Source organism: Pseudomonas sp. CC11G (genome assembly GCF_056174845.1).
The window spans coordinates 1-21,768 of sequence record NZ_JBWBZC010000034.1; the positions used below are offsets into that span (position 1 = coordinate 1).

General features: G+C 61.0%; 22 protein-coding genes and 3 pseudogenes. 14 read left to right on the forward strand and 11 right to left on the reverse strand.

Going from position 1 to position 21,768, the window contains the following annotated elements:
- Positions 1–48: 48 nt before the first annotated feature.
- The 4 genes and pseudogenes from AC0V2S_RS25370 to AC0V2S_RS25385 form a co-directional block, all read left to right on the forward strand.
- Positions 49–2,490 (forward strand): annotated as a pseudogene (locus AC0V2S_RS25370) (ligase-associated DNA damage response DEXH box helicase); the annotation flags it as partial.
- Between the two features lie 121 nt (positions 2,491–2,611).
- Positions 2,612–3,304 (forward strand): annotated as a pseudogene (gene pdeM / locus AC0V2S_RS25375) (ligase-associated DNA damage response endonuclease PdeM).
- Between the two features lie 142 nt (positions 3,305–3,446).
- Positions 3,447–3,809, forward strand: a complete 363-nt coding sequence (locus tag AC0V2S_RS25380; RefSeq protein WP_475512139.1) for a hypothetical protein — start codon at positions 3,447–3,449, stop codon at positions 3,807–3,809.
- Positions 3,806–4,060, forward strand: coding sequence for a hypothetical protein (locus AC0V2S_RS25385; RefSeq protein WP_475512140.1), 255 nt, complete (start codon positions 3,806–3,808; stop codon positions 4,058–4,060). Before AC0V2S_RS25380 ends, AC0V2S_RS25385 begins: the two co-directional genes overlap by 4 nt.
- 122 nt (positions 4,061–4,182) lie before the next feature.
- Here AC0V2S_RS25385 and AC0V2S_RS25390 read toward each other — a convergent pair whose 3' ends face one another.
- Together AC0V2S_RS25390 and AC0V2S_RS25395 are read right to left on the reverse strand one after the other, a co-directional pair.
- On the reverse strand, positions 4,183–6,246 hold the full coding sequence (locus AC0V2S_RS25390) for a TonB-dependent copper receptor (RefSeq protein WP_475512141.1): 2,064 nt from the start codon (positions 6,244–6,246) through the stop codon (positions 4,183–4,185).
- 100 nt (positions 6,247–6,346) lie between these two features.
- Positions 6,347–6,742 carry a DUF2946 domain-containing protein gene (locus AC0V2S_RS25395; protein ID WP_475512142.1) on the reverse strand — a complete coding sequence of 132 codons (396 nt, stop codon included), beginning with the start codon at positions 6,740–6,742 and terminating at the stop codon, positions 6,347–6,349.
- Positions 6,743–6,917: 175 nt separating this feature from the next.
- Between AC0V2S_RS25395 and AC0V2S_RS25400 the strand changes: the two genes are divergently transcribed.
- Both AC0V2S_RS25400 and AC0V2S_RS25405 read left to right on the forward strand, forming a co-directional pair.
- Complete coding sequence (locus tag AC0V2S_RS25400) at positions 6,918–7,409, forward strand: hypothetical protein (RefSeq protein ID WP_475512143.1); 492 nt, start codon at positions 6,918–6,920, stop codon at positions 7,407–7,409.
- Entirely contained in the window at positions 7,349–10,612 is a 3,264-nt protein-coding gene (locus tag AC0V2S_RS25405; RefSeq protein ID WP_475512144.1) for an autotransporter family protein, read from the forward strand. The genes AC0V2S_RS25400 and AC0V2S_RS25405 overlap by 61 nt, the downstream gene beginning before the upstream one ends.
- Positions 10,613–10,621: 9 nt before the next feature.
- Here AC0V2S_RS25405 and AC0V2S_RS25410 read toward each other — a convergent pair whose 3' ends face one another.
- The 4 genes from AC0V2S_RS25410 to AC0V2S_RS25425 all read right to left on the reverse strand — a co-directional run bounded on the left by AC0V2S_RS25410 (position 10,622) and on the right by AC0V2S_RS25425 (position 13,051).
- Entirely contained in the window at positions 10,622–11,410 is a 789-nt protein-coding gene (locus tag AC0V2S_RS25410) for a sensor histidine kinase (protein WP_475512145.1), read from the reverse strand.
- Complete coding sequence (locus AC0V2S_RS25415; protein WP_475512165.1) at positions 11,353–12,324, reverse strand: response regulator; 972 nt, start codon at positions 12,322–12,324, stop codon at positions 11,353–11,355. Before AC0V2S_RS25415 ends, AC0V2S_RS25410 begins: the two co-directional genes overlap by 58 nt.
- A 68-nt stretch (positions 12,325–12,392) precedes the next feature.
- Complete coding sequence (locus tag AC0V2S_RS25420; protein WP_475512166.1) at positions 12,393–12,902, reverse strand: MgtC/SapB family protein; 510 nt, start codon at positions 12,900–12,902, stop codon at positions 12,393–12,395.
- Positions 12,899–13,051: a PSPA7_2676 family Cys-rich small protein gene (locus tag AC0V2S_RS25425; protein ID WP_475512146.1), complete on the reverse strand. Its 153-nt coding sequence runs from the start codon at positions 13,049–13,051 to the stop codon at positions 12,899–12,901. Before AC0V2S_RS25425 ends, AC0V2S_RS25420 begins: the two co-directional genes overlap by 4 nt.
- Positions 13,052–13,388: 337 nt before the next feature.
- On the opposite strand from AC0V2S_RS25425, the gene AC0V2S_RS25430 reads away from it, so the two are divergent.
- The 4 genes from AC0V2S_RS25430 to AC0V2S_RS25445 all read left to right on the forward strand — a co-directional run bounded on the left by AC0V2S_RS25430 (position 13,389) and on the right by AC0V2S_RS25445 (position 14,542).
- Complete coding sequence (locus AC0V2S_RS25430; protein WP_475512147.1) at positions 13,389–13,625, forward strand: NAD(P)H-binding protein; 237 nt, start codon at positions 13,389–13,391, stop codon at positions 13,623–13,625.
- A 61-nt stretch (positions 13,626–13,686) separates the two neighbouring features.
- On the forward strand, positions 13,687–13,917 hold the full coding sequence (locus tag AC0V2S_RS25435) for a hypothetical protein (RefSeq protein ID WP_475512148.1): 231 nt from the start codon (positions 13,687–13,689) through the stop codon (positions 13,915–13,917).
- 19 nt (positions 13,918–13,936) lie between these two features.
- Positions 13,937–14,116 (forward strand): hypothetical protein, encoded by a 180-nt coding sequence (locus AC0V2S_RS25440; protein WP_475512149.1) that lies wholly within the window; start codon positions 13,937–13,939, stop codon positions 14,114–14,116.
- Positions 14,117–14,128: 12 nt separating this feature from the next.
- Complete coding sequence (locus AC0V2S_RS25445) at positions 14,129–14,542, forward strand: hypothetical protein (RefSeq protein WP_475512150.1); 414 nt, start codon at positions 14,129–14,131, stop codon at positions 14,540–14,542.
- 106 nt (positions 14,543–14,648) lie between these two features.
- Here the strand turns inward: AC0V2S_RS25445 and AC0V2S_RS25450 are convergent, their stop codons facing one another.
- Together AC0V2S_RS25450 and AC0V2S_RS25455 are read right to left on the reverse strand one after the other, a co-directional pair.
- Positions 14,649–17,138: a glycogen/starch/alpha-glucan phosphorylase gene (locus AC0V2S_RS25450; RefSeq protein ID WP_475512151.1), complete on the reverse strand. Its 2,490-nt coding sequence runs from the start codon at positions 17,136–17,138 to the stop codon at positions 14,649–14,651.
- An 85-nt stretch (positions 17,139–17,223) separates the two neighbouring features.
- On the reverse strand, positions 17,224–17,625 hold the full coding sequence (locus tag AC0V2S_RS25455) for a DUF2513 domain-containing protein (RefSeq protein ID WP_475512152.1): 402 nt from the start codon (positions 17,623–17,625) through the stop codon (positions 17,224–17,226).
- Between the two features lie 295 nt (positions 17,626–17,920).
- On the opposite strand from AC0V2S_RS25455, the gene AC0V2S_RS25460 reads away from it, so the two are divergent.
- Positions 17,921–18,232: a hypothetical protein gene (locus tag AC0V2S_RS25460; protein ID WP_475512153.1), complete on the forward strand. Its 312-nt coding sequence runs from the start codon at positions 17,921–17,923 to the stop codon at positions 18,230–18,232.
- Positions 18,233–18,405: 173 nt separating this feature from the next.
- Positions 18,406–18,771 carry a DUF3509 domain-containing protein gene (locus AC0V2S_RS25465; RefSeq protein WP_475512154.1) on the forward strand — a complete coding sequence of 122 codons (366 nt, stop codon included), beginning with the start codon at positions 18,406–18,408 and terminating at the stop codon, positions 18,769–18,771.
- 349 nt (positions 18,772–19,120) lie between these two features.
- Here AC0V2S_RS25465 and AC0V2S_RS25470 read toward each other — a convergent pair whose 3' ends face one another.
- Both AC0V2S_RS25470 and AC0V2S_RS25475 read right to left on the reverse strand, forming a co-directional pair.
- Positions 19,121–19,387 carry a hypothetical protein gene (locus AC0V2S_RS25470; RefSeq protein WP_475512155.1) on the reverse strand — a complete coding sequence of 89 codons (267 nt, stop codon included), beginning with the start codon at positions 19,385–19,387 and terminating at the stop codon, positions 19,121–19,123.
- Positions 19,388–19,456: 69 nt separating this feature from the next.
- Positions 19,457–19,701: pseudogene (locus AC0V2S_RS25475) on the reverse strand (hypothetical protein).
- 184 nt (positions 19,702–19,885) lie between these two features.
- Between AC0V2S_RS25475 and AC0V2S_RS25480 the strand changes: the two are divergent.
- The gene (locus AC0V2S_RS25480; RefSeq protein ID WP_475512156.1) at positions 19,886–20,410 is read left to right on the forward strand and encodes a hypothetical protein; all 525 of its coding nucleotides are present in this window, start codon (positions 19,886–19,888) and stop codon (positions 20,408–20,410) included.
- Positions 20,411–20,535: 125 nt separating this feature from the next.
- Here AC0V2S_RS25480 and AC0V2S_RS25485 read toward each other — a convergent pair whose 3' ends face one another.
- On the reverse strand, positions 20,536–21,264 hold the full coding sequence (locus AC0V2S_RS25485; protein ID WP_475512157.1) for an amidotransferase: 729 nt from the start codon (positions 21,262–21,264) through the stop codon (positions 20,536–20,538).
- A gap of 345 nt (positions 21,265–21,609) precedes the next feature.
- On the opposite strand from AC0V2S_RS25485, the gene AC0V2S_RS25490 reads away from it, so the two are divergent.
- Positions 21,610–21,744, forward strand: a complete 135-nt coding sequence (locus AC0V2S_RS25490) for a hypothetical protein (protein ID WP_475512158.1) — start codon at positions 21,610–21,612, stop codon at positions 21,742–21,744.
- Positions 21,745–21,768 lie beyond the last annotated feature (24 nt).

A 21,768-nucleotide genomic window follows, 5' to 3' on the forward strand; every position in this document is an offset into this window, starting at 1 on the left:
TAAAAAAGTGGAAGACGCCGACACCCTGGCCACCTTGCAGGGCCTGCTGTGACTATTGCCAGCGCCTGGTTTGCGCTGCGCAGCTGGAAGCCTTTTCCGTTTCAGAAAGAGGTGTGGCAGGCGGTTAAAACGGTGAGTCCGGCCTGCTGCATGCCACCACCGGCGCCGGTAAAACCTATGCGGTGTGGTTTGCCGCGTTGAACCGCTTTGCCAAACTGCCCAACCCGGCCAAACCCGTCCCGCGCAAACACCCCCATGGCGCCGTTGACGGTGCTGTGGATTACGCCGATGCGCGCGCTGGCCGCCGATACCGCGCGCGCCCTGCAAGCGCCGCTGGATGATCTGCACATTCCCTGGACCGTCGGCATGCGGACCGGCGACACCGGCAGCGCCGAACGCGCCGGCAAAGTCGCAAATTGCCCAGCGCGTTGATCACCACGCCAGAAAGCCTGACCTTGCTGCTGACCAGCGCCGCCGCGCAAACCACCTTTGCCAACGTGCGCATGCTGGTGGTGGATGAGTGGCACGAACTGCTGGGTAATAAACGCGGCGTGCAACTGCAACTGGCCCTCGCCCGTTTGCGCCAGTGGAACCCGCAGCTGGTGGTGGGGGTTATCGGCCACCCTGGGCAATCAACCCACGCCATGGACGTGTTGATGCCGGCGGGCCGCCTGGTACAGGGCAAAATCGCCAAGGACCTGCGCGTCGACACGCTGTTGCCGCCGGGTATCGAGCGTTTCCCCTGGGCCGGGCATTTGGGCTTGCGCATGCTGCCGCAGGTGGTCGCCGAACTGGATGGCAGCCCACACGCTGGTGTTTACAACACCCGCTCGCAGGCGGAAATCTGGTACCAGGCGTTGCTGGAGGCGCGACCGGATTGGGCCGGGTTATTGGCGTTGCATCATGGGTCGTTGTCCCGCGAGGTGCGTGATTGGGTGGAGCTGGCGCTGAAGCAAGGCACGCTGAAAGCCGTAGTGTGCACCTCCAGCCTCGACCTGGGCGTGGATTTTTTACCGGTGGAGCGCGTGCTGCAAATCGTCTCGCCGAAGGGCGTTGCCCGCTTGATGCAGCGCGCCGGGCGCAGCGGCCATGCGCCGGGGCGGCCGTCGCGGGTCACGCGGTGCCGACCCATAGCCTGGAATTGCTGGAAGATGTGGCCGCCAAAAACGGCGGTGGCCGAACGCAGATCGAGGCGCGGGAATCGCCGCAAAAGCCGCTCGATGTGCTCGTGCAACACCTGGTGAGCATGGCCCTTGGCGGCGGCTTTTATGCCGAGGCATGCTGGCCGAAGTGCGCACGGCGTGGGCCTATCGGCACCTCACCGATGAAGAATGGCAGTGGGCGCTGGCGTTTATCCGCCACGGCGGCCACTCCCTTACCGCCTACCCCGATTACCGACGCGCCGAACCGGATGATGACGGCCGCTGGCAGGTGCCCGATGCGCGCCTGGCGCGGCGTCACCGGATGAGCGTCGGCACCATCGTCAGCGACGCCAGCCTGAGCGTGAAGTACTGGACCAAAGGCGGCAGCGGCGGCTCGTTGGGCAGTGTGGAAGAAGGCTTTATCGCCCGCCTGCGCCCCGGCGAAATTTTCTGTTTGCCGGACGGTTGCTGGAGTTGGTGCGGGTGGAAAACATGACCGCCTATGTGCGCCGCGCCACCGGCAAAAAGCCGCCGTGCCACGCTGGAACGGCGGACGTATGCCGCTCTCCAGCGAACTGGCCGATGCCGTGGTGGACAAGCTCGGCGAGGCCGCCAACGGCGTGTATGCCAGCCCGGAAATGCGCCTTTTGCAGCCGTTGCTGGCGGTGCAAGCAAGTTGGTCGGCGTTGCCCACGGCGCATACGCTGCTGGCCGAAGTGCACAAATCCGCGAAGGTTGGCATTTGTTTCTGTATCCATTTGCCGGGCGTTCGGTTGCACTTGGGTTTGGCTAGCTGCTGGCCTGGCGGTTGGGCCAGGGGCAGCCGCTGAGTTTCTCTATTGCGGTCAATGACTATGGGTTGGAGCTGCTGTGCGCCAGCCCCATCGACTACACCGCCGTGCTGACGCCGGCGCTGTTCAGCAGCGACAACTGCTGCACGACGTGCTCGCCAGCCTGAATGCCGGTGTGAACTGGCGCGCCGGCGTTTCGTGAAATTGCGCGGATTGCCGGGCTGGTGTTTTCCGGCTACCCGGCGCGGCAAAAAGCGCGCGGCAGTTGCAGGCGTCCAGCGCGTTGTTTTTTGATGTCTTCCAGCAGTACGACCCGAGCAACTTACTGCTCACTCAGGCGCAGCAGGAAGTGTTGCGTCAGGAGTTGGAGGTGCAACGGTTGCAACAGACCTTGCAGCGGTTGCAGCAGCGCGAGCTGGACGTTCGCCTGATCAAACGCGCTACGCCCCTGGCCTTTCCGCTGCTGGTGGAACGGTTTCGCGAGAGTTTGAGCTCGGAAAAAACTGGCCGACCGGATCAAACGCATGGTGCAAGACCTGGAAAAAGCCGCCGGGCCTGGCGGTTTTGAGGCGGAGACCGACTCACGCTTTGCCATCGACGATGAACGCCCGGCGCCGCGCAAAGGCCGAGCGCCACGGCAAGGCAAAGACGGCCGCCCTCGCCCGGCCAAGGCTCGCCATGAGTAGCCATGTGGCGGTGCAGCTGGCCGGATGCGAGTTGTGGTTGCTGGCGGACAAGCGATCTACTGGCCGGAACAGCGGGCGTTGCTGATTGCTGATCTGCATTTGGGTAAAGCGGCGACCTTCCGGCAACTGGGCCAGCCGGTGCCCCACGGCACACGGCGGAAAACTTTCAGCGGTTGGACACGTTTGCTGCAGCGCTACGACTGCCAACGGTTAATTGTGCTGGGGGATTTTCTCCATGCCCGTCAGGCGCAGAACACCGCCACCCTGCAAGCGCTGGGCGACTGGCGCCGGCGTCACAGCGAGCTATTGATCACTCTGATTCGCGGCAACCACGACCGCCATGCGGGCGACCCACCGGCCGCGTTGAATATCGAGATGGTAGCGGAGCCGTTGCTGATGGGCTCGTTCGCGCTGCAACACGAACCTCAGCCCCACGACACCCATCATGTGTTGGCCGGGCATGTGCACCCGGCGTACCGGCTGCATGGCCGTGGCCGGCAAAGTTTGCGGTTGCGTGTTTTGTGCTGGGGAACGGGTGAGTTTGTTGCCGTCGTTTGGGAGTTTTACCGGTGGGTTTACCGTACGTGCAGCGCCGGACGAGAAGATATTTGTGGTCGGCGATGGCGGCGTATGGCAGGTCGCCGGGGTACCCGTTGAATCGTCAGATCAAGAGCATCGAGGCTAACCGGGGCGCCGGACCGGCCTCTCCCACTTTAGATTGCGATCCTTTGTGGGAGAGGCTTCAGCCTCGATGCTTTTTAATTGCAGCGACGTCCGTGATTTCCGTCTTACTCTATGTGCCATTTCTTGGAAAAATTACGCCGCCCATGAAGCTTCTTATTGCCCTAGCCTTCGTGCTCGCCAGCCCCTTGGCTTTTGCCGCCGACCTCGACCCCAACCTCGCCGCCCCCGCGCCATGGCCGGTGCAGCAGGTGGAGTGGCGCGCGGTACTGGCCGAAATCAAATCCCCGGTGCCTAACCTGGAAGCCCGCGCCAGCCGCGAAGCCAGCCTGTTGCACGGCACGGCGGAAGTCGCAGCCGAAGGCTTGGTGGACCGCATCGCCGGCAATAACAACTACCAGCTCCAGCCGTTGCAGCCCTTTGTGGCAAACGTCGGTACATCGGCCACGTTGTCGACCTTTGTCGATACGCAGCGCAACCTGGCGGTCAGCAGAACGGCACGTTGGTGAATCAGCCGCAGCCGTTGCGGGTGGGCTATTCGATTGTGGTCACCCCCAGCGTGCAACCGGGCACGCCAGAAGGTGTGGTGATGAGTGAAGTGGTGGTGGCGCAAACCCTGGCCGATGGCAATGCGGTGCATCAGGCCAATGCCTATAACAAGGCGGGTTTGCGCGAGGGGGATTTTCAGACGTTGGTGTGGACGACGGGAAATCGGCAGTTTTTGTTGGTGTTACGTAGGAAGCCTGTTGTTCGGTTCTAGAGCGCATTGCCAACGTGAGATTCTGGGTCCCAGCCTGCGCTGGGACGACGTGATTTAACTTCAAACTGCCGTCATTCCGGCGCAGGCCGGTATCCAGAATTTCGGACGTTACTTCGGTCCCATCAAAAACTGAAATCCACCTTGGTCCACAACGTACGCCCCGGCTCGTTGATGGCCACATCATCGGCCGGGTAACCAAACCCGGCGTCCCCCGCCAAATTCAGGTGTTCGGCATAGGCTTTGTTAAACAGGTTGTCGACGCCCGTGCTCACTTTGAATTGCTTGTTGATGCGGTACGCCGCATTCAACGAGAACACGCCAAACCCGGCGCTGTCGCCAAAGTCCTGGCCGACCACATTGCCCTTCCCTTCAGCAACTCGCCCTTGGCTGGCGACCACGCGCCACAGCGCGCCGGCACTGAACGCATCACGCGCGTAGTTCAGCCCAAAGCGGGTTTCCAGCGGTGGCATCTGCGGCAGCGCTTCGCCGTCCGAGCTGTTCTTGCCCCAGGCGTACGCCAGGGTCGCGTCGGTTTTCCAGTTGCTGGTCAGTTGATACGCCATGCCCAGCTCGCCGCCCATGATGCGTGCGTCAATATTTTCCACCTGGGTGCTGTCGCCCATCATGCCGGGGCTGTAGGTGAACAGCAGGTAGTCGCGTACCTGGCCCATATAGCCCGAGGCCCAGGCCTGGAGTTTTTCGCCGCCGTATTGCACGCCGAAATCCAGCTGGGTGGTTTTCTCCGGCTTGGCGCCTTCGAAGGCATTGACGCTGCCGGCCGGGCCGGTCGTGGCGGAAAACAGTTCCCAGTAATCGGGGAAGCGCTGCGCGTGGCCGAGGCCGGCGTACAGGGTGGTCGGTGAATCGGCCAGGTCGTATTCGTAGCGCACAAAGCCGCTGGGCAAGGTGTCGCCACGGGTTTCGTCGGCCGTCGGGTTGGGCATCGCCATCATGCCGGTGGTTTGTCGGTAGTCGGTGGCTTCGCTGCGGTCCACGCGGGCGCCGCTGATCAGGCGGGTGCGTTCGGCGGCGTTCCAGGTCAGTTCGGCGAAGGCGCCGTAGCTGTGAAAGAGCGCGTCTTTGCTCCAGGGGAATTGGTCGGCGTCGGTAAAGGTGCTCGTCATCATGTTGTAGCTGGAGCTGCGTTCGCGGTGTTCGCTGCGCAGGGCGTCCACGCCGGTTACCAGCTCCACGTCGGTCCAGTTCCAGGTGGCGGCCAGGCGCCCGCCAATCGTGCGGCGGTCCACGGCGGCGGCCATGGGCATCGGCATGCTGCTCGTGGGGTCGGGGCTGCGCAGGCGGAAGTTGTCCATCACATGGTCGGCGTAGTTGTAATACACCTGCCCTTCCACCTTGCTCAGCACGTCGCCGAGGTTGCTCTTTTCGATACGCAAACCGAGGCTTTCGCGCTTGAACTGGGTGCCGTCCATGCCACGGCCGGCGTAGCGGGCTTCACCGTCGCCTTTGCCGGCGGTGAGTTCGATCAGGGTGTCGGCATCCGGCGTCCAGCCGAGGGCAACGTCGGTGTTCCACTTGTCCCAGCGCGACGGCACGGTGTCGTTGTTGCCGTCTTGATAATCGTCGGAGTGGCTCTGGTTGCCGACCATGCGCAGGTAGCCCTGGTCGCCGCCGACGGCGCCGTCCAGCACCTTGTCGAAGCGGCCGTTGGAGCCGGCCAGCACGCTGCCATTCAGGCGCCCGCCCAGCTCGGAAAAGTTCTCCGGTTCACGCTCAAACAACACGGTGCCGGCCGAGGCGCCGGGGCCCCACAGCACGGTTTGCGGGCCTTTGATGACGGTGAGTTTGTCGAAGGTTTCCGGCGAGATATACGAGGTGGGCGCATCCATCCGCGCCGGGCACGCGCCAATCATCAGGCCGCCATTGGTGCGGATATTCAGGCGCGAACCGAACATACCGCGCAGTACCGGGTCGCCATTGCTGCCGCCGTTTCGCACCACGGAAAACCCGGGGATGGTCTTCAGGTAGTCGGCACCGTCACTGGCCGGCACCGGCTGGCGGGCGTCTTTGGGATTGGTGACCACCGTCAGCGGCGAGCTTTGCTGCACGGCGGTAATGATGGCGGGCTCGAGAATATGGGCGGTGTGATCTTCGGTGGTTTCCTGGGCGGTAACGGCAGCCGCTAACGGCGTCAAAGTGGCAAGCAGCCAAAGGGGTTTGAACGACATGGTGAAATCCTTGCGCAATGCGTAAACGTCAGAGATCCCTGGCTACGGGTGGCCGGGGAAATACGGGAGAAAGCGCGACCCGAAAGAGGTCGCCAGACGTTCAGGCGAGGGGCGAAGCGCGAGGATTGAGCGAGGGCCAGCTGTAGCGCGGCGGCGCTTGCGGCCAGGTGTTGACCACGCTGGGGGTGACGGCAGGCGCCGGAACATAGGTGAGCGACCAGCCCGCACTGTTGAGCGCGACTGCAACACCGAAGGAAGAACACAGCGGGCAGCTGACCTGGTCGAGATGTGGCGTTTGTTGATCAGAGGTGCCGCTGGCATCGATGGCCGGGCCACCGCGGCCATCCAGCGCACAGAAACCGCCACCCAAACCGCTGAGGCTCATGCCGCTCATTTGCCCGTGGTGAATACCGCAGGCGAACAGACTGAACAGCACGCTGGCATAGAGCAGCCAGGCGGTCAGGGAGCGGGTGCGTTGGGGGCGGGGCAGGGTCATGGGCGGCGACTGTAGCACTGCGTTTTGCATCGCTCCAGTGCGAGCGTGCGTGGTTGATTGCCACAGCTGAGCCAAAAACTCGTAGACCTATTACATCCACATCAGTACCTACTCGCATACCCGCACGCGACGCAGCGCGAGGCTGAAGGCATAAAGAATTTGCCGGAGCCTTGCCATGAAAACCTTCACTTCAACTCGTTCGTGTCCCTTGCAAACCCTGGCGACCAATCGTCTGGCCAGGGCCATCAGTCTGGTATTGGCCGGGCTGTTTACCTTCGATGTCAGCAGCGCCGAGGCGCAAACCAGCATGACGGCCGCAGGCGCTGTGGGCGTACGCGTCGACGGCACCGTTACTCAACTCGACCAGGAGACCATCACCAGCGGCGCGATCTCTGCGGCCGCGGCCAAAGGCCAGATCGGCGTGCAAGTGCGCAACGGCGGCGAGGTTCAAGGCAGCGGCGTCATCGTCGACATGGCGCCGAAAACGGCAGCCAATGTGCTGATCAACGCCACCGATATGACCGGCGCCCAGGTTGGCGAAATCAGCGCGCTAACCCTGACCGGCAGCACCATTCAAATGGGTGGCGGCGCTAGCGGCCTGAACATATGGCGCTGGTCAGCATCGGCGGCATCGTCAATTTCAGCGCGGGCGCCATCAGCACCTTGAGCAAAGGGTCCATCGGCGTGCTGGCAATTGATAACGGCCAGGTCGTGCTGCGCGACACCTCCGTCACCACCACCGGCGCCGCCAGCACCGTTTACGCCAGCCATGGGCTGGTGGCCAGAATGGGCGGCACCATCGTGGCTGATAACGTGCAGGTAACCACCAGCGGCAGCAATTCCAGCGGCGCGCGTGCTGAGTCCGGCTCGCGTATCGACCTGAGCCACAGCACGCTGACCAGCACCAACGCCGCCACCAGCACCGCCACCACGGCCGTGCTGCATGCGCTGGATGGCAGCACCATCACGGGCGATCACCTGATCGTGCAAACCAGCGGCAACTACGTCGGCGGTGCCCGTGCCGAAGGTGCTGGCAGCCAGATCAACCTGGCCAACAGCGACATCAGCGTATTGGGCGCCGGCAATATGCTGAACCCATCTGCCGCTGCCCGCGCCATGGCCGGCGGTGCGCTGCTGATCGACAACAGCCGCCTGTTTGCGCAAAACCAATATGGCCATGGCGTGCAGGTGGAAGGCGCCGGCTCGTCGGCCCGTATCAGCCAAAGCACTATCAACGCCCAGGGTGCCCGCGCCATGGGGCTGACCGTCAGCGGCGGCGCCACGGCGAGCATCGAAACCAGTTCGATTTTGCTCGACGGCACCGCAGGCCCCGCTGCCCCCGGCGTGCAGGTAGAAAATGCCGGCTCGACGCTGAGCATGCGCGACACCGACGTTAAAACCAGCCAGAAAACCAGCTACGGCGTGCGCGCGCTCGACGGCGCCGTGATCGACATGCACAGCGGCCAGGTGGTCACCGAAGGCGACTACTCCGCCGGCATCAGCGCCGCCCAGGCGCAAATCACCGCCACGGGCGTCAACGTATTTACCAGCGGCAATGAAAATGCGATGGGCGTAGTCGCCGACCTCGGTTCGACCATCACCCTCAATGACGGCGCGGTCACCACCACCGGCAATGGCTCGCCCATTGCCTCCAGCCTCACCTTTGCCCACGCCTTGGCCTCGCGCAATGCCGGCGCCTTGTTGATCGCCACTGGCACCGCTTTGCACACCACGGGCAGCCAGTCTTACGGCGCAGCGGTGGACGATGGCGGCAGCATGATCCTCAACAACCTGTCGGTGAAAACCGAGGGCGCCGCTTCCCGCGGTTTGTATGCCGGCATTGGCGCCGCCAAACCCGGCGCCGTCAGCCTGGTGGGCAATGGCATCAGCGTCGAAACCCTGGGCGACAACGCCGCCGGCGCCTTTGTCAGTCGCAAATACAAAGACGAAACCGCCGAGCTCACCCTCAACAATTCCACCGTGCGCACCCATGGCGCGTTGTCGTACGCGCTGCAGGCCGACTCCGGTGCGCTGCTGGTGGCCAACAACACAGCGGCCAACGCCCAAGGCAACGGCGCCCATGCCGCGCTGATAAAAAACGATGCAACCTTCAATGGCGAAACCGTGCTGCTCAGCGCCACCGGCAATGGCGCGGCCGCGCTCGCCACTCAGGCCGACCTGGGCCGGGAAAGCCATGTAACCCTCGACGGTGCCGTGCTGGATAACCGTAGCGGCGCCACGGTTGATGTGGGTGGTGCTGCAACCCTCAATTTCGACCATGTGATTGCCGGCGGCAGCGGCCAATGGCTGAACGTTGGCCGCTCGGGCTTTGCCGTCGGCAACGCCAACCTGGACCTTGGCACTTCGTTGGTGACCGGGTCGGCGACCACCGCAACCGGCAGCGTGGCCAACCTGAATCTGCACGACACCAGCCTGTGGCAACTCACCGGCAATTCCAATCTAACCAGCCTGCGCAATGACAACAGCCTCATCAACTTCAGCGCCCCGGTGGGCAATGCTTTTAAAACCCTGAGCGTAAATTCGTACCACGGCGCCAACGGCACCATTGGCCTGAACACTTACCTGTTCGATGACAACTCGCCTTCCGACCAACTGGTAATCGACGGTGGCCGAGCCACCGGCCTGAGCAATCTGCAAATCACCAATGCCGGCGGCGCCGGTGCGCTCACTCCGGGCAACGGCATTCAAGTGGTCAACGCCATCGATGGCGCCAGCACCGATGCGGGTGCGTTCCGCCTGCTCAGCGAAGTAAAAGCCGGGCCGTATCAATACACCTTGCACCGCGCCAGCCTCGACGACAGCAACCCCGAAGCCTGGTACTTGCGCTCCACCGTGGGTGACGGCAATGACGAAACCCCCAACTACCGCCCGGAAACCTCGCTGTACAGCGGTATGCCGGTGCAAGCGCTGCTCTACAGCCGCGCGATGGTCGACACCCTGCATGAACGGGTGGGCGAAGAACGCCGCCGCGCGTCCGTAGACCCGCTGGTGGAAGACGATGCCAGTGAGATCGGCCCGTCGCTGGGCTGGGGCCGTCTCATTTACCGCACCGGCACTGATAACCGTGGCGCCGCCGACTACAACTACGACTTGCAGGCCCTGCAAGTGGGCGCCGATCTGTACCGCAGTGAAGACACCGACGGCAGCACCAACCAGGCCGGCCTGTCGCTCGGCTTGGGCAAAGTCACTGGCTCATCGCACCACACCGACGGCCGCTACGCCGGCGACGACGCCCTGCGCGCCTACAGCATCGGCGGCTACTGGACCCACTTTGGCCCTGGCGGCTGGTACCTCGACGGTGTGCTGCAACTAAGCCATTTCAGCGCCACGGCCAAACCCGACAGCGTGGAAAAACTGCGTACCCGCGGCCACGGCATTACCGCCTCGTTGGAGGCCGGTTACCCGATGCTGGTAAATGCCGACAAGGAGATTTATGTAGAGCCGCAGGCGCAGGTCATCGTCAGCAAAATCAAACTGCAAGACACCCACGACAGCGCCGCCGATGTGCGTTTTGACGATGTAAATTCAGTGACAGGCCGCCTCGGTGTGCGGGTCGCGCGGGACTGGTTCAATACTGACGACAAGGGCGATATCCATCGCACTAATGGCTGGATTCGGCCGAGCGTGTGGCACGAGTTCAAAGGCCAGCCAAAAACCGAGTTCTCGTCCGCCGACGGCTATGTGCCCTTCACCACCGACATGGGCGGCACCTGGGGCGAGATCAATGTCGGCGTCGACTACGAACTGAATGCGCGCACCAGCCTGACGGGGTCGCTGGGGTACCAGAAAGCCTTTAACGGCGATAGCCGCAGCTATGAGGGGATGTTTGGGATCAAGGTGAAGTTTTGAATCTGGGCCCTACGACTCTGCCTGAGTCAGCATCACTTGCAGGTTCAACCGGGTCTTGACGTCTTCCCCCGCCTGCAACTCCAGCACGCCGTCCAACCGCTCCACCAGCTTGCGCGCCAAGGCCAACTCAAGCTCTGCGGCCGCTGAAGGCGTTTGCCGCTGCGCGCCTTCGCTCGGCACCACCAGCACTTCGCACTGCACTTCGGTCAGCCCGAGCCCGCGCCCATTGGCCAGCAGCCGCACCATCAACTGGCCCTCGTGCAACGCTTGCAGCCCATAGCTGAGCATGGCGGTAAACGCTTGCTGCATTGCACTGGCATCGGCCCATACCGCCGGGTGCCGCGTCGCATGCATATCCAGCGCGATGCTCAGCCCTTTGCTTTGCGCCTGCACTTGAAAGTCGGTCACGGTGGCGGCCAGCACGTCGCGCAGGTCCATGGGCTGGTTGTTGAACAGGTAATGGCCGCTGCTGAGCTGGCCGGCCTGTTGTAAGCCCTGCAGCAGCGTGAGCAACTTATCGGCATGGGCGCGGGCGACCTGCATGGCTTCGGCCTGCTTGGCGGGGGTGGCGAGGCCAAGGTCGAGCATGGCCACCAACCCGCGTAACGGTTCGCCCAGCTCGGCCGTCAGATGGCCGAGCAACTGGTCGCGAGCCTGCATCACCGCCTTGTTCTGTTCGGCATCAATCCGCAGGGCTAGCACCTGCTCGTCGCGGTCGGTGATGTCCACACTGCCGAAGATCATGCCGAGCAACTCACCGTTGCTGTCGTGGTGGGGTTTGCCCCAATGGCGCAGCACATGCTGTTTGCCTGCAGGTGAATCAGTACATCGCGGCTATAGGGCACGCCCGCGTGAATGGCGCTCATCAGGCTTTCATGGACCAGGTCGGCATCGTCGTCGCGTAGTTCGTTGGTTTCGTTGATGCGCTTGCCCACCACATCCTCCAGGCGCACGCCCTGCTGTTCGAGGTAATAGGCGTTGCAGGTGAGCAATCGACCCTCGGTGTCGCGCACCTGCACGGCGTGGGGCAAGGCGTCGATCATGCTGTGCAGCAGCTGCACTTCAGGCAGCGTTTCGCTGGCGGTTGGCGGTTCACTGGATGCGTTTTCTACCAGACCATGGCGACGAGCGATGTCGATGAGTTCCAGCTGCGAGGTGGCGTGGAGTTTTTCTTTCAGGCGAATTTTGTAAGTGCTGACGGTTTTATCGCTGAGGGCCAGTTGCTCGCCAATCGCCACGTTACTCATGCCCTTGCACAGTAGCTGCAACACGCCCAGTTCACGGGCCGACAGCGCTTTGAGCGCCAGGCTGGTTTTATCGCCCTGCGTGGTCCCCAACGCATGGCTTGGAAAATAGGTGTGGCCATGCAACACGGCGTGCAAGCCCTTGGTGAGTTCGGCGAGGTCTTCCTGTTTGCTGAGAAAACCGTGGGCGCCAGCCTCCATGCAGCGAGCGGCAAAGTAGTCGGAATTTTGTGCGGTAAACACCAGCAGTTTTACCGGCAGGCCCTGGGCGTGAACGCGTTGAATCAGCTCGAGGCCGCCGAGGCGCGGAAGGGTCAGTTCCAGAATTAACAAGGCCGGTTTCAGGTCACGCAGCTGCTGCAGCGCGTCGAGACCATTGTCGGCTTCTGCCACCACCTCGTGGCCGGCTGCTTCCAGCAACAAGCGCATGGCGTGACGGGTGATGGTTTGCTCTTCGGCGATTGCGATCCGGTCATCCTGGCCTCCTGTGCAGGATTTGAGCCTAGCGCAGAATGAAAAGCATCGAGGCCCCGCCGCTAGTTCTCAGGCTCATCCGGCTCGTCAGGCTCTTTCTCAAACCGGCTGATGAAATGCGGCACCAGGTTGAGAACGATTAGGCCAAACAACGTGCCCAACAGCGCTGTCGCCTCGCGCCCAAGCCCTACCGTAATGCCGATGGCACAGGTCAGCCAGATACCCGCCGCAGTGGTCAACCCTTTGACCTCGCTGGGTGAGCGGCCCTTGAGAATGGTGCCGGCACAGAGAAAGCCAATCCCCGCCACCACGCCCTGCATCACCCGACTCATGGCGTCCTGCGTGGCGCCCATCTGCTCGGCGGCCATCACAAAACGCGCGCTGCCCAAGGCCACCAGCATATGGGTACGAATCCCGGCAGCCTTGCCGTGCTGCTCGCGCTCCCAGCCCAGTAACCCGCCGAGCAGCGTGGCGAGGGCCATGCGCAGGGTTACGCGGGTGGTGTGGGCCACATCGTCAAGATCGGAAAACTCGCCAATCAGGGTGGCGAGGATCGTCTCCCACATGGTCAGGCAGCGTCGCCGGCATCAGCCGGCGTTTCCGGCAGGTAGCGGTGCGCGCCGCAGCGTGAGCAGCATTGGCACCTCAGGTATTCGGTGCCGAACAACTCGTGCGTGGCTTCCATCCAGGTACAGCCCTTTAAAAAGCACATAAAAGTCATCTCACCACCTCCTACGGGTTTGCCCGCAAGTCAGGACACATAGTTATCGACTGGGTGGTGTTTCGATTGGTTTAACGATTTTTTCGGTGTTAGCGACAAAAGCCGGCGAAAAACCGCTTGAAAGCGGCGAGATAGGCGGTGCCGCCACTTAGCGAAAAACATGAACCCTTTGCCGTGAACCGGGGCCCAAGTACGTATAAGCAAGCAGCCTGATCGCAGATTTCGTAACAACCACAACCACCGCCACATCTACGAGTGAGCCTTGATGAAAAATCTCGAAACTCCTGCTGTAAAACTCGCCGTTTATGGAGCCCAGAGCAGCGTTGGAAACGCGTTGATGGTTGAAGCCCTGGCGCGTCAGTTTGAAACAACGCTGGTTCTGGACGACCTGAACGCCGTAACCGCCCGCCCCGGGCTCAGCACTGTTCAGGGCGACCTGTTCGACCCCATCAGCGTCAGCCAGAGCATTGCCGGCAAAGACGCGGTGGTGTGCGTGCTGCCCACCGACAAGGCCGATACGCAGTTTCACCAGACTTTAAAGCCGTCACCGCCCTGCTCGATGGCCTGCCGGTAGCCGGGGTAAAACGCCTGCTGCTGGTGGGCGACTTGCGTGGCTGGACGAAGGCAGTACCGGTTTGGCCGAGCCTCTGCAGCAGTTGCAAGACCGTCTCACAGCAAGCCCTGTGGTGTGGACGCTGTTCGACGCGCCCTCTGGCGACACCGAGCCTACCTTGCTGGGTAGCTTTGCCAGCCAGGTGATTGACGAGGTGTGCCATGCGGAAAACATGCACCAGCGCATCCGCATTCACAGCAAGCCCAGCCAGACAGCGCCCGCTGCTGAAATCGACGTAATGCCCCAGCCTTGAGGGGTTGAAGGAGGCCGCTATGCCACCCGAAAGCATTGTTTTGCTGTTGATCGGAACCTGGCTGCTGGTGGCAGCGGCCACTTTGTGGGGGATGCTGCGCATCGCCCGTCGTCACCATAACCGCCAGCACGCGCGCCCTGCCCAACCTGCCGTGCGCGCGGTGCACGGGCGACCTAAACCCTTGCGTGTGAGCCACTGAGGAAACGTGCGGATGATGGACAGCCAGGCAGTCGACACCCAGGCGTTTCTGGAAGCCTTTATGACGGCGCTGCACGACTGCGCCACGCCGTTATTTGAAGAAGCCAAAATCTACGCCAAACAGGCCGGCCTGCAGGTGCGCTTGGACGTGCACGGCGTAGAGAAAGCCAGCCCGGGTTTATGCCTGTTGGTGGCCTACCCCGACGAACACAGTTTTAACAGTTGCTGCGTGACCGCAGACCCGCAGCAACAGAAAGTGCTGCACGAAGATTTTTACACCGACAGCAATCAGCGCCGTGTGCAGCGCGGGCAGTTGGCGTCCATCAACCAGATGGTGCTGCATTCGCGGCTGGCGGCGTTTTTTCAGACGGCGTTTGGATTGCAGCCGGATTACATCGCCAAGCAGCATCCGGCGGGGTTTTGGTAGCGCTTGAACGAAGATCAAAAACTCGAGGCTGAAGCCTCTCCCACAAGAAATTGAGTTTCCTGTGGGAGAGGCTTCAGCCTCGATTGGCCGGCCTTGAAAACGACGACTATTTGCCCTTCTTCTCCACCGGCATCGCCTTCCAAATATCCTCGGCGTATTCCCTAATTGTGCGATCCGACGAGAACCACCCCGTGCGCGCCGTATTCAGCACCGCCGAACGCCACCACTGATTAGGGTCTTTCCACAGCTCATCGACCTTGCGCTGCGCATCCCAATACGAGTCGAAGTCGGCACACAGCATGTAGCGGTCGTGGTGCACCAGGCCGTCGATCAAGCCGGCATACCGCTCCGGGTCATCCGGCGAAAACACACCCTTGCTGATCGCCTCCAACGCGCCATTTAGCCGCTCGGAGTTTTTGATCACGTGGATGGTGTCGTAGTCGCCATTGTTCATGCGCAGTTTCACTTCCTGGGCGGTCATGCCGAAGATAAACATATGCTCGGCGCCGATCAGCTGGCTCATTTCCACGTTGGCGCCGTCCAGGGTGCCAATGGTGAGCGCGCCATTGAGGGCAAATTTCATGTTGCTGGTGCCCGAGGCTTCCATGCCGGCGGTGGAAATCTGCTCCGACAGGTCCGCCGCCGGAATGATGGTTTCCGCCAGGCTGACGTTGTAGTTCGGGATAAACACCACCTTGAGCAAACCCCGCACGGTGGGGTCGTCATTGATGGTGCGACTGATGTCGTTGGCCAGTTTGATGATCAGCTTGGCCTGGTGGTAACTGGCCGCCGCTTTACCGGCAAAGATTTTCACCCGCGGCACCCAGTCGGTGGTCGGGTCGTTACGGATGGCCTGGTACAACGCCACGGTGTGCAGCAGATTTAACAGCTGGCGTTTGTATTCGTGTATCCGTTTTACCTGCACATCGAAAATCGCCTCGGGGTTGAGGTCGATGTTCATCCGCTCTTTCACCAGCCGAGCCAACGCCACTTTGCTGTGTTGACGCTGGGCGATGAACTGCTTGCGGAAGGCCGGTTTGTCAGCAAACGGTTCCAGCTTGATGAGTGAGGTTTCGGGGTTATCCAGCACGCCCTGGCCGATGTTTTCGATCAGCAATTGGGTAAGTTGCGGGTTCACCTGATACAGCCAGCGGCGGAACGTAACGCCGTTGGTTTTGTTGCGAATGCGGTCCGGGTAAAGGGTATGCAAATCGCGGAATACGGTTTCGCGCATCAGGTCGGTATGCAGCGCCGACACGCCGTTGATGCTATGCGAACCGAGAAACGCCAGGTTGCCCATGCGCACGCGGCGGCCGTGTTCTTCATCAATCAATGACACCGAGCGCAGCAGGTCGAAATCGTGGATGTCTTTGGCCCGCAGCGAGTCGATATGGTAGGCGTTGATCAGGTAGATGATCTGCATATGCCGCGGCAACAGGCGCTCCATCAACGACACCGGCCACGACTCCAACGCCTCTGGCAGCAACGTATGGTTGGTGTACGACAGGGTTGCCACCGACAACTCCCAGGCAGCAAACCATTCGATGCGGTACACGTCCACCAGCTGACGCATCAGTTCGGCGACGGCGATGGCCGGGTGGGTGTCGTTAAGCTGAATCGCGACTTTTTCCGGCAGCGAATGGATATCACCGTGCAAGCGCATATGCCGGTGCAGCAAGTCTTGCAGCGAGGCCGAAACGAAGAAGAACTCCTGGCGCAAGCGCAGTTCCTGGCCCGCCTCGGTGCTATCGGCCGGGTACAGCACGCGGGAAATACTTTCGGCGCGCACTACATCGGCGACCGCGCCCAGGTGGTCGCCCGCGTTGAAGCGTTCGAGCTGCAGGTCTTCCAACGCCCTCGCCCGCCATAGGCGCAAGGCGTTGACGCCGGCCCGGCGCCAGCCGACCACCGGCGTGTCATACGCAATGGCGCGGATGATTTCGGTGGGTTGCCAGTGCTGGCGCGGAATGTCGTTGCGCTCGGTGACGGTATTTACGCTGCCGCCAAAGCCGATGTTGTAGCTCACTTCCGGCCGTTCGAATTCCCAGGGGTTACCGAAGTCGAGCCAGGTTTCCGTGTGCTCATGCTGCCAACCGTCGCTGATGACCTGCTTGAACAGACCGTGCTCATAACGAATGCCGTAGCCGTGGCCGGCGATATTCAGGGTGGCCATGCTTTCCATAAAGCACGCCGCCAAACGGCCAAGGCCGCCGTTACCCAGCGCCGCATCGGGCTCCACTTCGCGGATTCGCTCGATATCCACATCCAGCTCGGCCAGCGCGGCGCGAGCGGTGTCCAGCAGACCAAGGTTGCTCAGGCAATCCACCAGCAGCCGACCAATCAGAAACTCCAGCGAGAGGTAATACACACGCTTCTGCTGCTTGCGATCGACCCGCGCTTCCGACTCTTCCCAGTTGTCCACCAGGTGGTCGCGTGCGGCCAGGGCAATGGCTTCGAACCAGTCGTGGATATAGGCATTGGCCGGGTCTTTGCCGACCGCGTATTTGAGCTTGGCGAGGATGCTGTGCTTGAAGGCTTGGACGTCAGGCGTGGCGTTGGAGGTGGGCGCGTCTTTCGACTTAGGTTCAGCGGACATAGGGAGCGTGCCTCGGTCAGATAAATTGAGCGCGAGTGAATGCGGCAAGGCCGGCAGCGTTCAGGCTGCCGGCCTTGCCCAATAATCAATTAAAGACGGCGTCGTTCTGCGCGTGGCGCGAGACATTGAACGAGCTGCCACTGTCGCTGGGATACATGGCCATGGTGGTCTTCAGCGCATCGATCGTGATGCCACCCAAGTGCTCGGTGAGAAAGGCTTTCTTCACCAGCCACAGGCTTTCGTCGCGGATCAGGTCCAGCAGATCGTGGCCGGGCAAAGTCAGAGCCTTGCCGATACGCACCAGCTCACCGCTTAACGGGCGATGGTCAGCGCACTCCACCAGGCCGGCCTGCTCGAGCAGGTGCAGGTGGTAACTGACGCTGTCGCTGGAGTGCTCGTTAATTCGATGGGGGAAAAAATGGTGGCCCTTATCCAGGGCTTCGATATCCAGCAACATCTCGCGTACCAGCTCCCAATCTCTCTTCATTGCCTTGGCTCCTCGTCCCCGTTCCATAAGTCCTTTGCCCGGCCGAACAGCCTTTGCAGCGAGCAGATTTGCAGGGGACCGTTACCAATGACCGAAGCCAGTCGAACCTAAAGGCTGCGCGCAATAACTGATGCTTGAGCGATTGGCTGACCGGCCCCCTACAGAATAGGTGTGCGTTTAGGCGCGAGAGTTCAACAATTTTGCCCAGCAAATGACCGCCCGCCGAAAAACCTGAACTCCCGGCAAACGCGCTGGTTCAGAACCTGTAACGACCGTCCCGCGAAGGAGCTCTTACATGCGCAGTCCTGGTTACCTCGAACGCCTGCTCGCCGTTGCCGGTGGCATTTTGCTGATTAGAAAAGGCATGACCGTGAAAGGCGTGATTGGCGCAGCGGATATCGTGCTCGGTTCAGTGGCGATCTACCGCGGCCTGGGCCGCGCCCGCCACGAACTGCCGCCCGCCTACCAGCTCAAACACCTGCCCGAAGTGGCCCAGCGCCTACCCCGCCGCCCCATACGCCGCGGCTACCAACCGCAAGTGTTTGTGCCAGACGAATTGGGCCCAGATCTGCCGGTGAAAACCCCGTTCCAGCAGCCCTTCAACTAGCCGGTAATTGCACTTTGCAAGGTCGGGTTTTAACCGATCATGCAAAGTGCACGACCGAAGCGGCACCACAAATACATAACCTATTGTTTTACATAGGTTTTATGTAGCGCTAATTCTTGGCATGCCATCTGCTCTAGCTACTCCACCTGAAAAGAATCGATGGAGTACATGGAATGCAACTGGCCATAAAAGAATTCTTCGACGCCTTTCCGCAGCACACCGTAGCGATCAAACCTCGCCCAGACGGCAGCCTGCTGCTGACCCTGGTAAACGAGAACGGCAAGCCGTTGTGCAAAGCGATCAAAAGCGAAGAAATCCTGAGCCCCGTGCGCATGCAGACGCTGATTCGCGAACTGCACCGTGAGATCAAAATAGAAGCCGGCCTGCTGCGCTGGCGCGGCGACGAAGCCGCCTGGGTTGAGCGCGAACTGCCAACCTACGTTGAAGGCCCGATCCACGTGACCAAGGCCAAAACTTTGGCCCGCCGTTCCAACCTGGAACTGCGTCAACGTCGCGTACAGAAAGCAGTCGCCTGCTAAGTACCAAAAGATAAAAAACGAGGCTCAGACCTCGTTTTTTTTGCCTACAGCTTTTGATCCATCGCTTGTGATCTACCCGCCCCTTGAGCGCCAGGCCGAGCGTAGTCGTTGCGTAAGGGGTCGTAGCGGCCAGGAGCCGCGTAGAGGGATGGGGCCATGGATGGCCCTCAGCCCGGCCCCTGGAGCAACGACGGAGGGAGGGAAGTTTTCACGCAGTGAAAACCCCAGGTAGGGGCAAGCCGTTTTTGGTTACTTTTTAGGGCGACTGCTAAAAAGTGACTCGCGCGTAAGGCGCGAAACAAAAACCCCCAGCCCACGCGGTAATGAAGAAAACCCAAAGACCGTCTATTCACCCTTGCTGAGCACTATCCTCCCCAGCCTCTGAAGCAGTCACCCGACTAGTCCGCCGCAACAAAATCACATCCGTAATATCCACCCCACACGCCCTCATCCACTCCAACACCGGCTGCCCAGCCACCTTACTAACCGGCGGCTTCTCGCCAAACACCTCCATCACCGCCCGAAACGCCACCACCTGAATATTGGGGACAGTCCGCGCCTGCAACTTCAAATGCCGTTCGACATTGTCGTACTTATAAGTGACCAACCAGTCCATAAAGCGGACCTCAATTGTTTCGGCAGTAAGACATGACTATAGCCGCTCCAACCAAACCCTCACCCCACGCTACTGCTCTGTGACCGTGTCAGCATTTTTCTTCAACCCACGACAATTCATCGCACACAAACAGAACTGCAGCAGAATCAGCGCATACGCCTGGCTATGCAGCCCCCAGACAACCCACAACACGTTGCTAAGAATAAAACCCAGAACCCCGCCATTCGCCGCCGCGCGCTTTGCGCACCAATCAGCCAGGCCGCCAGCACCGTTACCACCATGGCCGGCCATTGCAATAAATCGAGATAGTCCATCGCTGTTCCTATTCCGTTTGGTTCAAGCCAAGGTGGCAACCACTCGCCGCATGCCGGCCAGCCATTGCCGCCCAACGCCGCAGCGCTTCTTATCAAACCCGATACAAATCAGACACCTATCCGCCTGGCACGGCCATTGCTCTAACCCCGGCTCAATCGAATGGCCACGCGAAGGACATGCCCCATGAGCACCATCGGTTCCCTCGGCAGCTATGCCGCCCAGCTATGGCACACCCGCGCCAACACCACCCAGAAAGAGCAGTTCGAACTGGCCGCTGAAAAGCAGACGACCAAGGCCGCAACCGTCACTGCTGATGCCCAAGTGGCTGCCGACACCGGCAGCGATTACGACGAAGAAGCCTTTGCCAAACTCAAGGTGGCGTTAAACAACCTCGCCACAGGTTCTGACAGCAGCGACAGCGAAATGAGCGCAAGCGATAGCGCCAAGACCGGCAAGAGCGCCTCGGAAGAATTTCACGATTGGATGAACATGACGCCCGGCGAAAAGCTGCGGGCATCGATCCTCGAAGAGCTGGGCATTACCGAGGAAGACCTGGCGAATATGACGCCAGAAGCGCGCAAGAACGTGGAAGCCGGCATCGCCGAGAAAGTGCAGACGCTGTTCGCGCAACAGGTGCATGAAAATCAGCAGGAGTACCGGGCTGATCATGGCGATAGCGCGGAAGAATTGATCAATGTGAGCGTTTAATGCGCCAGCGAGAACCCCGCACTCCCGTAGGAGCGACCTTGGTCGCAAACCCTGCAAACACTGATCGTGAATGTCGTTTGCAGGGTTCGCTAGCAAGCTAGCTCCTACAGAGAGCGGTGTTGGTGTCAGGCCGGCTGTGCGGCCTTGTCTTGCGCCACAAACCGCATCATCCACTCCGCCACTGCCGTGCCGTGGTGATCGTGCTGCAGGCTGTCGATCCCGGTTTTATAAATCTTCTCGCCCAAGTTCTGCTGACGAATGTCGAGCAAGGCGCGCGAGTAGTCGTGGATAAATTCCGGGTGGCCCTGGAAGCACAGCACCTGGTCGTTGATGCGGTACGCCGCAATCGGGCAGAACTCGCTGGAGGCGATTACGGTGGCTTCTTTAGGCAGCGCCGTCACCTGGTCCTGGTGGCTGATCAGCAAGGTCAGCTCGTCCATCGCCGGGGTCATCCAGCTCGGCTGTTCAGCCACCTGATAACGGTGGGTGCCTACGCCCCAACCCTGGTGCGCGCGCTCGCTTTTGCCGCCCAGCAGCAGGGCCAGCAATTGGTGGCCGAAGCAGATGCCCAAGAGCTTGTCGCCACGCTGGTAGCGGTCCAGCAGGTAGGTTCTGAGGGTTTCGATCCACGGGTCGGTGCCGAAGGAGTCGGCTTTGCTGCCGGTAACCAGGTAGGCGTCGAAACGCTCGGTATCTGCGGGGTAGTTGCCGTCCACCACGTTGTAGGTGATGAACTCGGCGGCGATGGGCTGACGGGCGAACAGTTGCTCGAACATCCGGCCATAGCTCTGATATTGGTCAACCAGTTCCGGACGCAGGATGTCTGTTTCCAGAATGCAGATACGTAACGACATAAGGGATTTCCTGAAACGATATAGGTGAAGGCCAGCTGTTTGTTTTATTTAACATAGCAGCGCGCGCAAAGAAACCCATAAACCGCCGCAGACCCCGCTTTCTGTGGATTTATTTATGGGCCAGGGTGAAAACCAGCACTGCCTGATTTCGTCAATAAAATTTTACGAAGTGACCAGTTTGTTGAGCACTGCCGCGCTTTTATAGCCGCCTGGTGATAGTGCCGCTTCGCTGTATCACTGCCTTCGATAGTCACCATGCTGCCCATTCACTTCTGGCTGGCCGGCCGCTCGGCAATGATGCAACCCATCGGGCAACACCGCCCACCCCAGATGAGGATTATCGCCATGAGCAAATTCGGAGCCATCGCCAGCCTTGTAGCCGCTTCTGCATTCACCAGCCATTTGAATGCCGAGCTGTATCGCAACCGTGACCAAGCCCCTGCCCCGGTGAAAACCGAGCAGAAGCCCGCTCGCCACTGAGCACACGCCAACAAGGAGAACGCC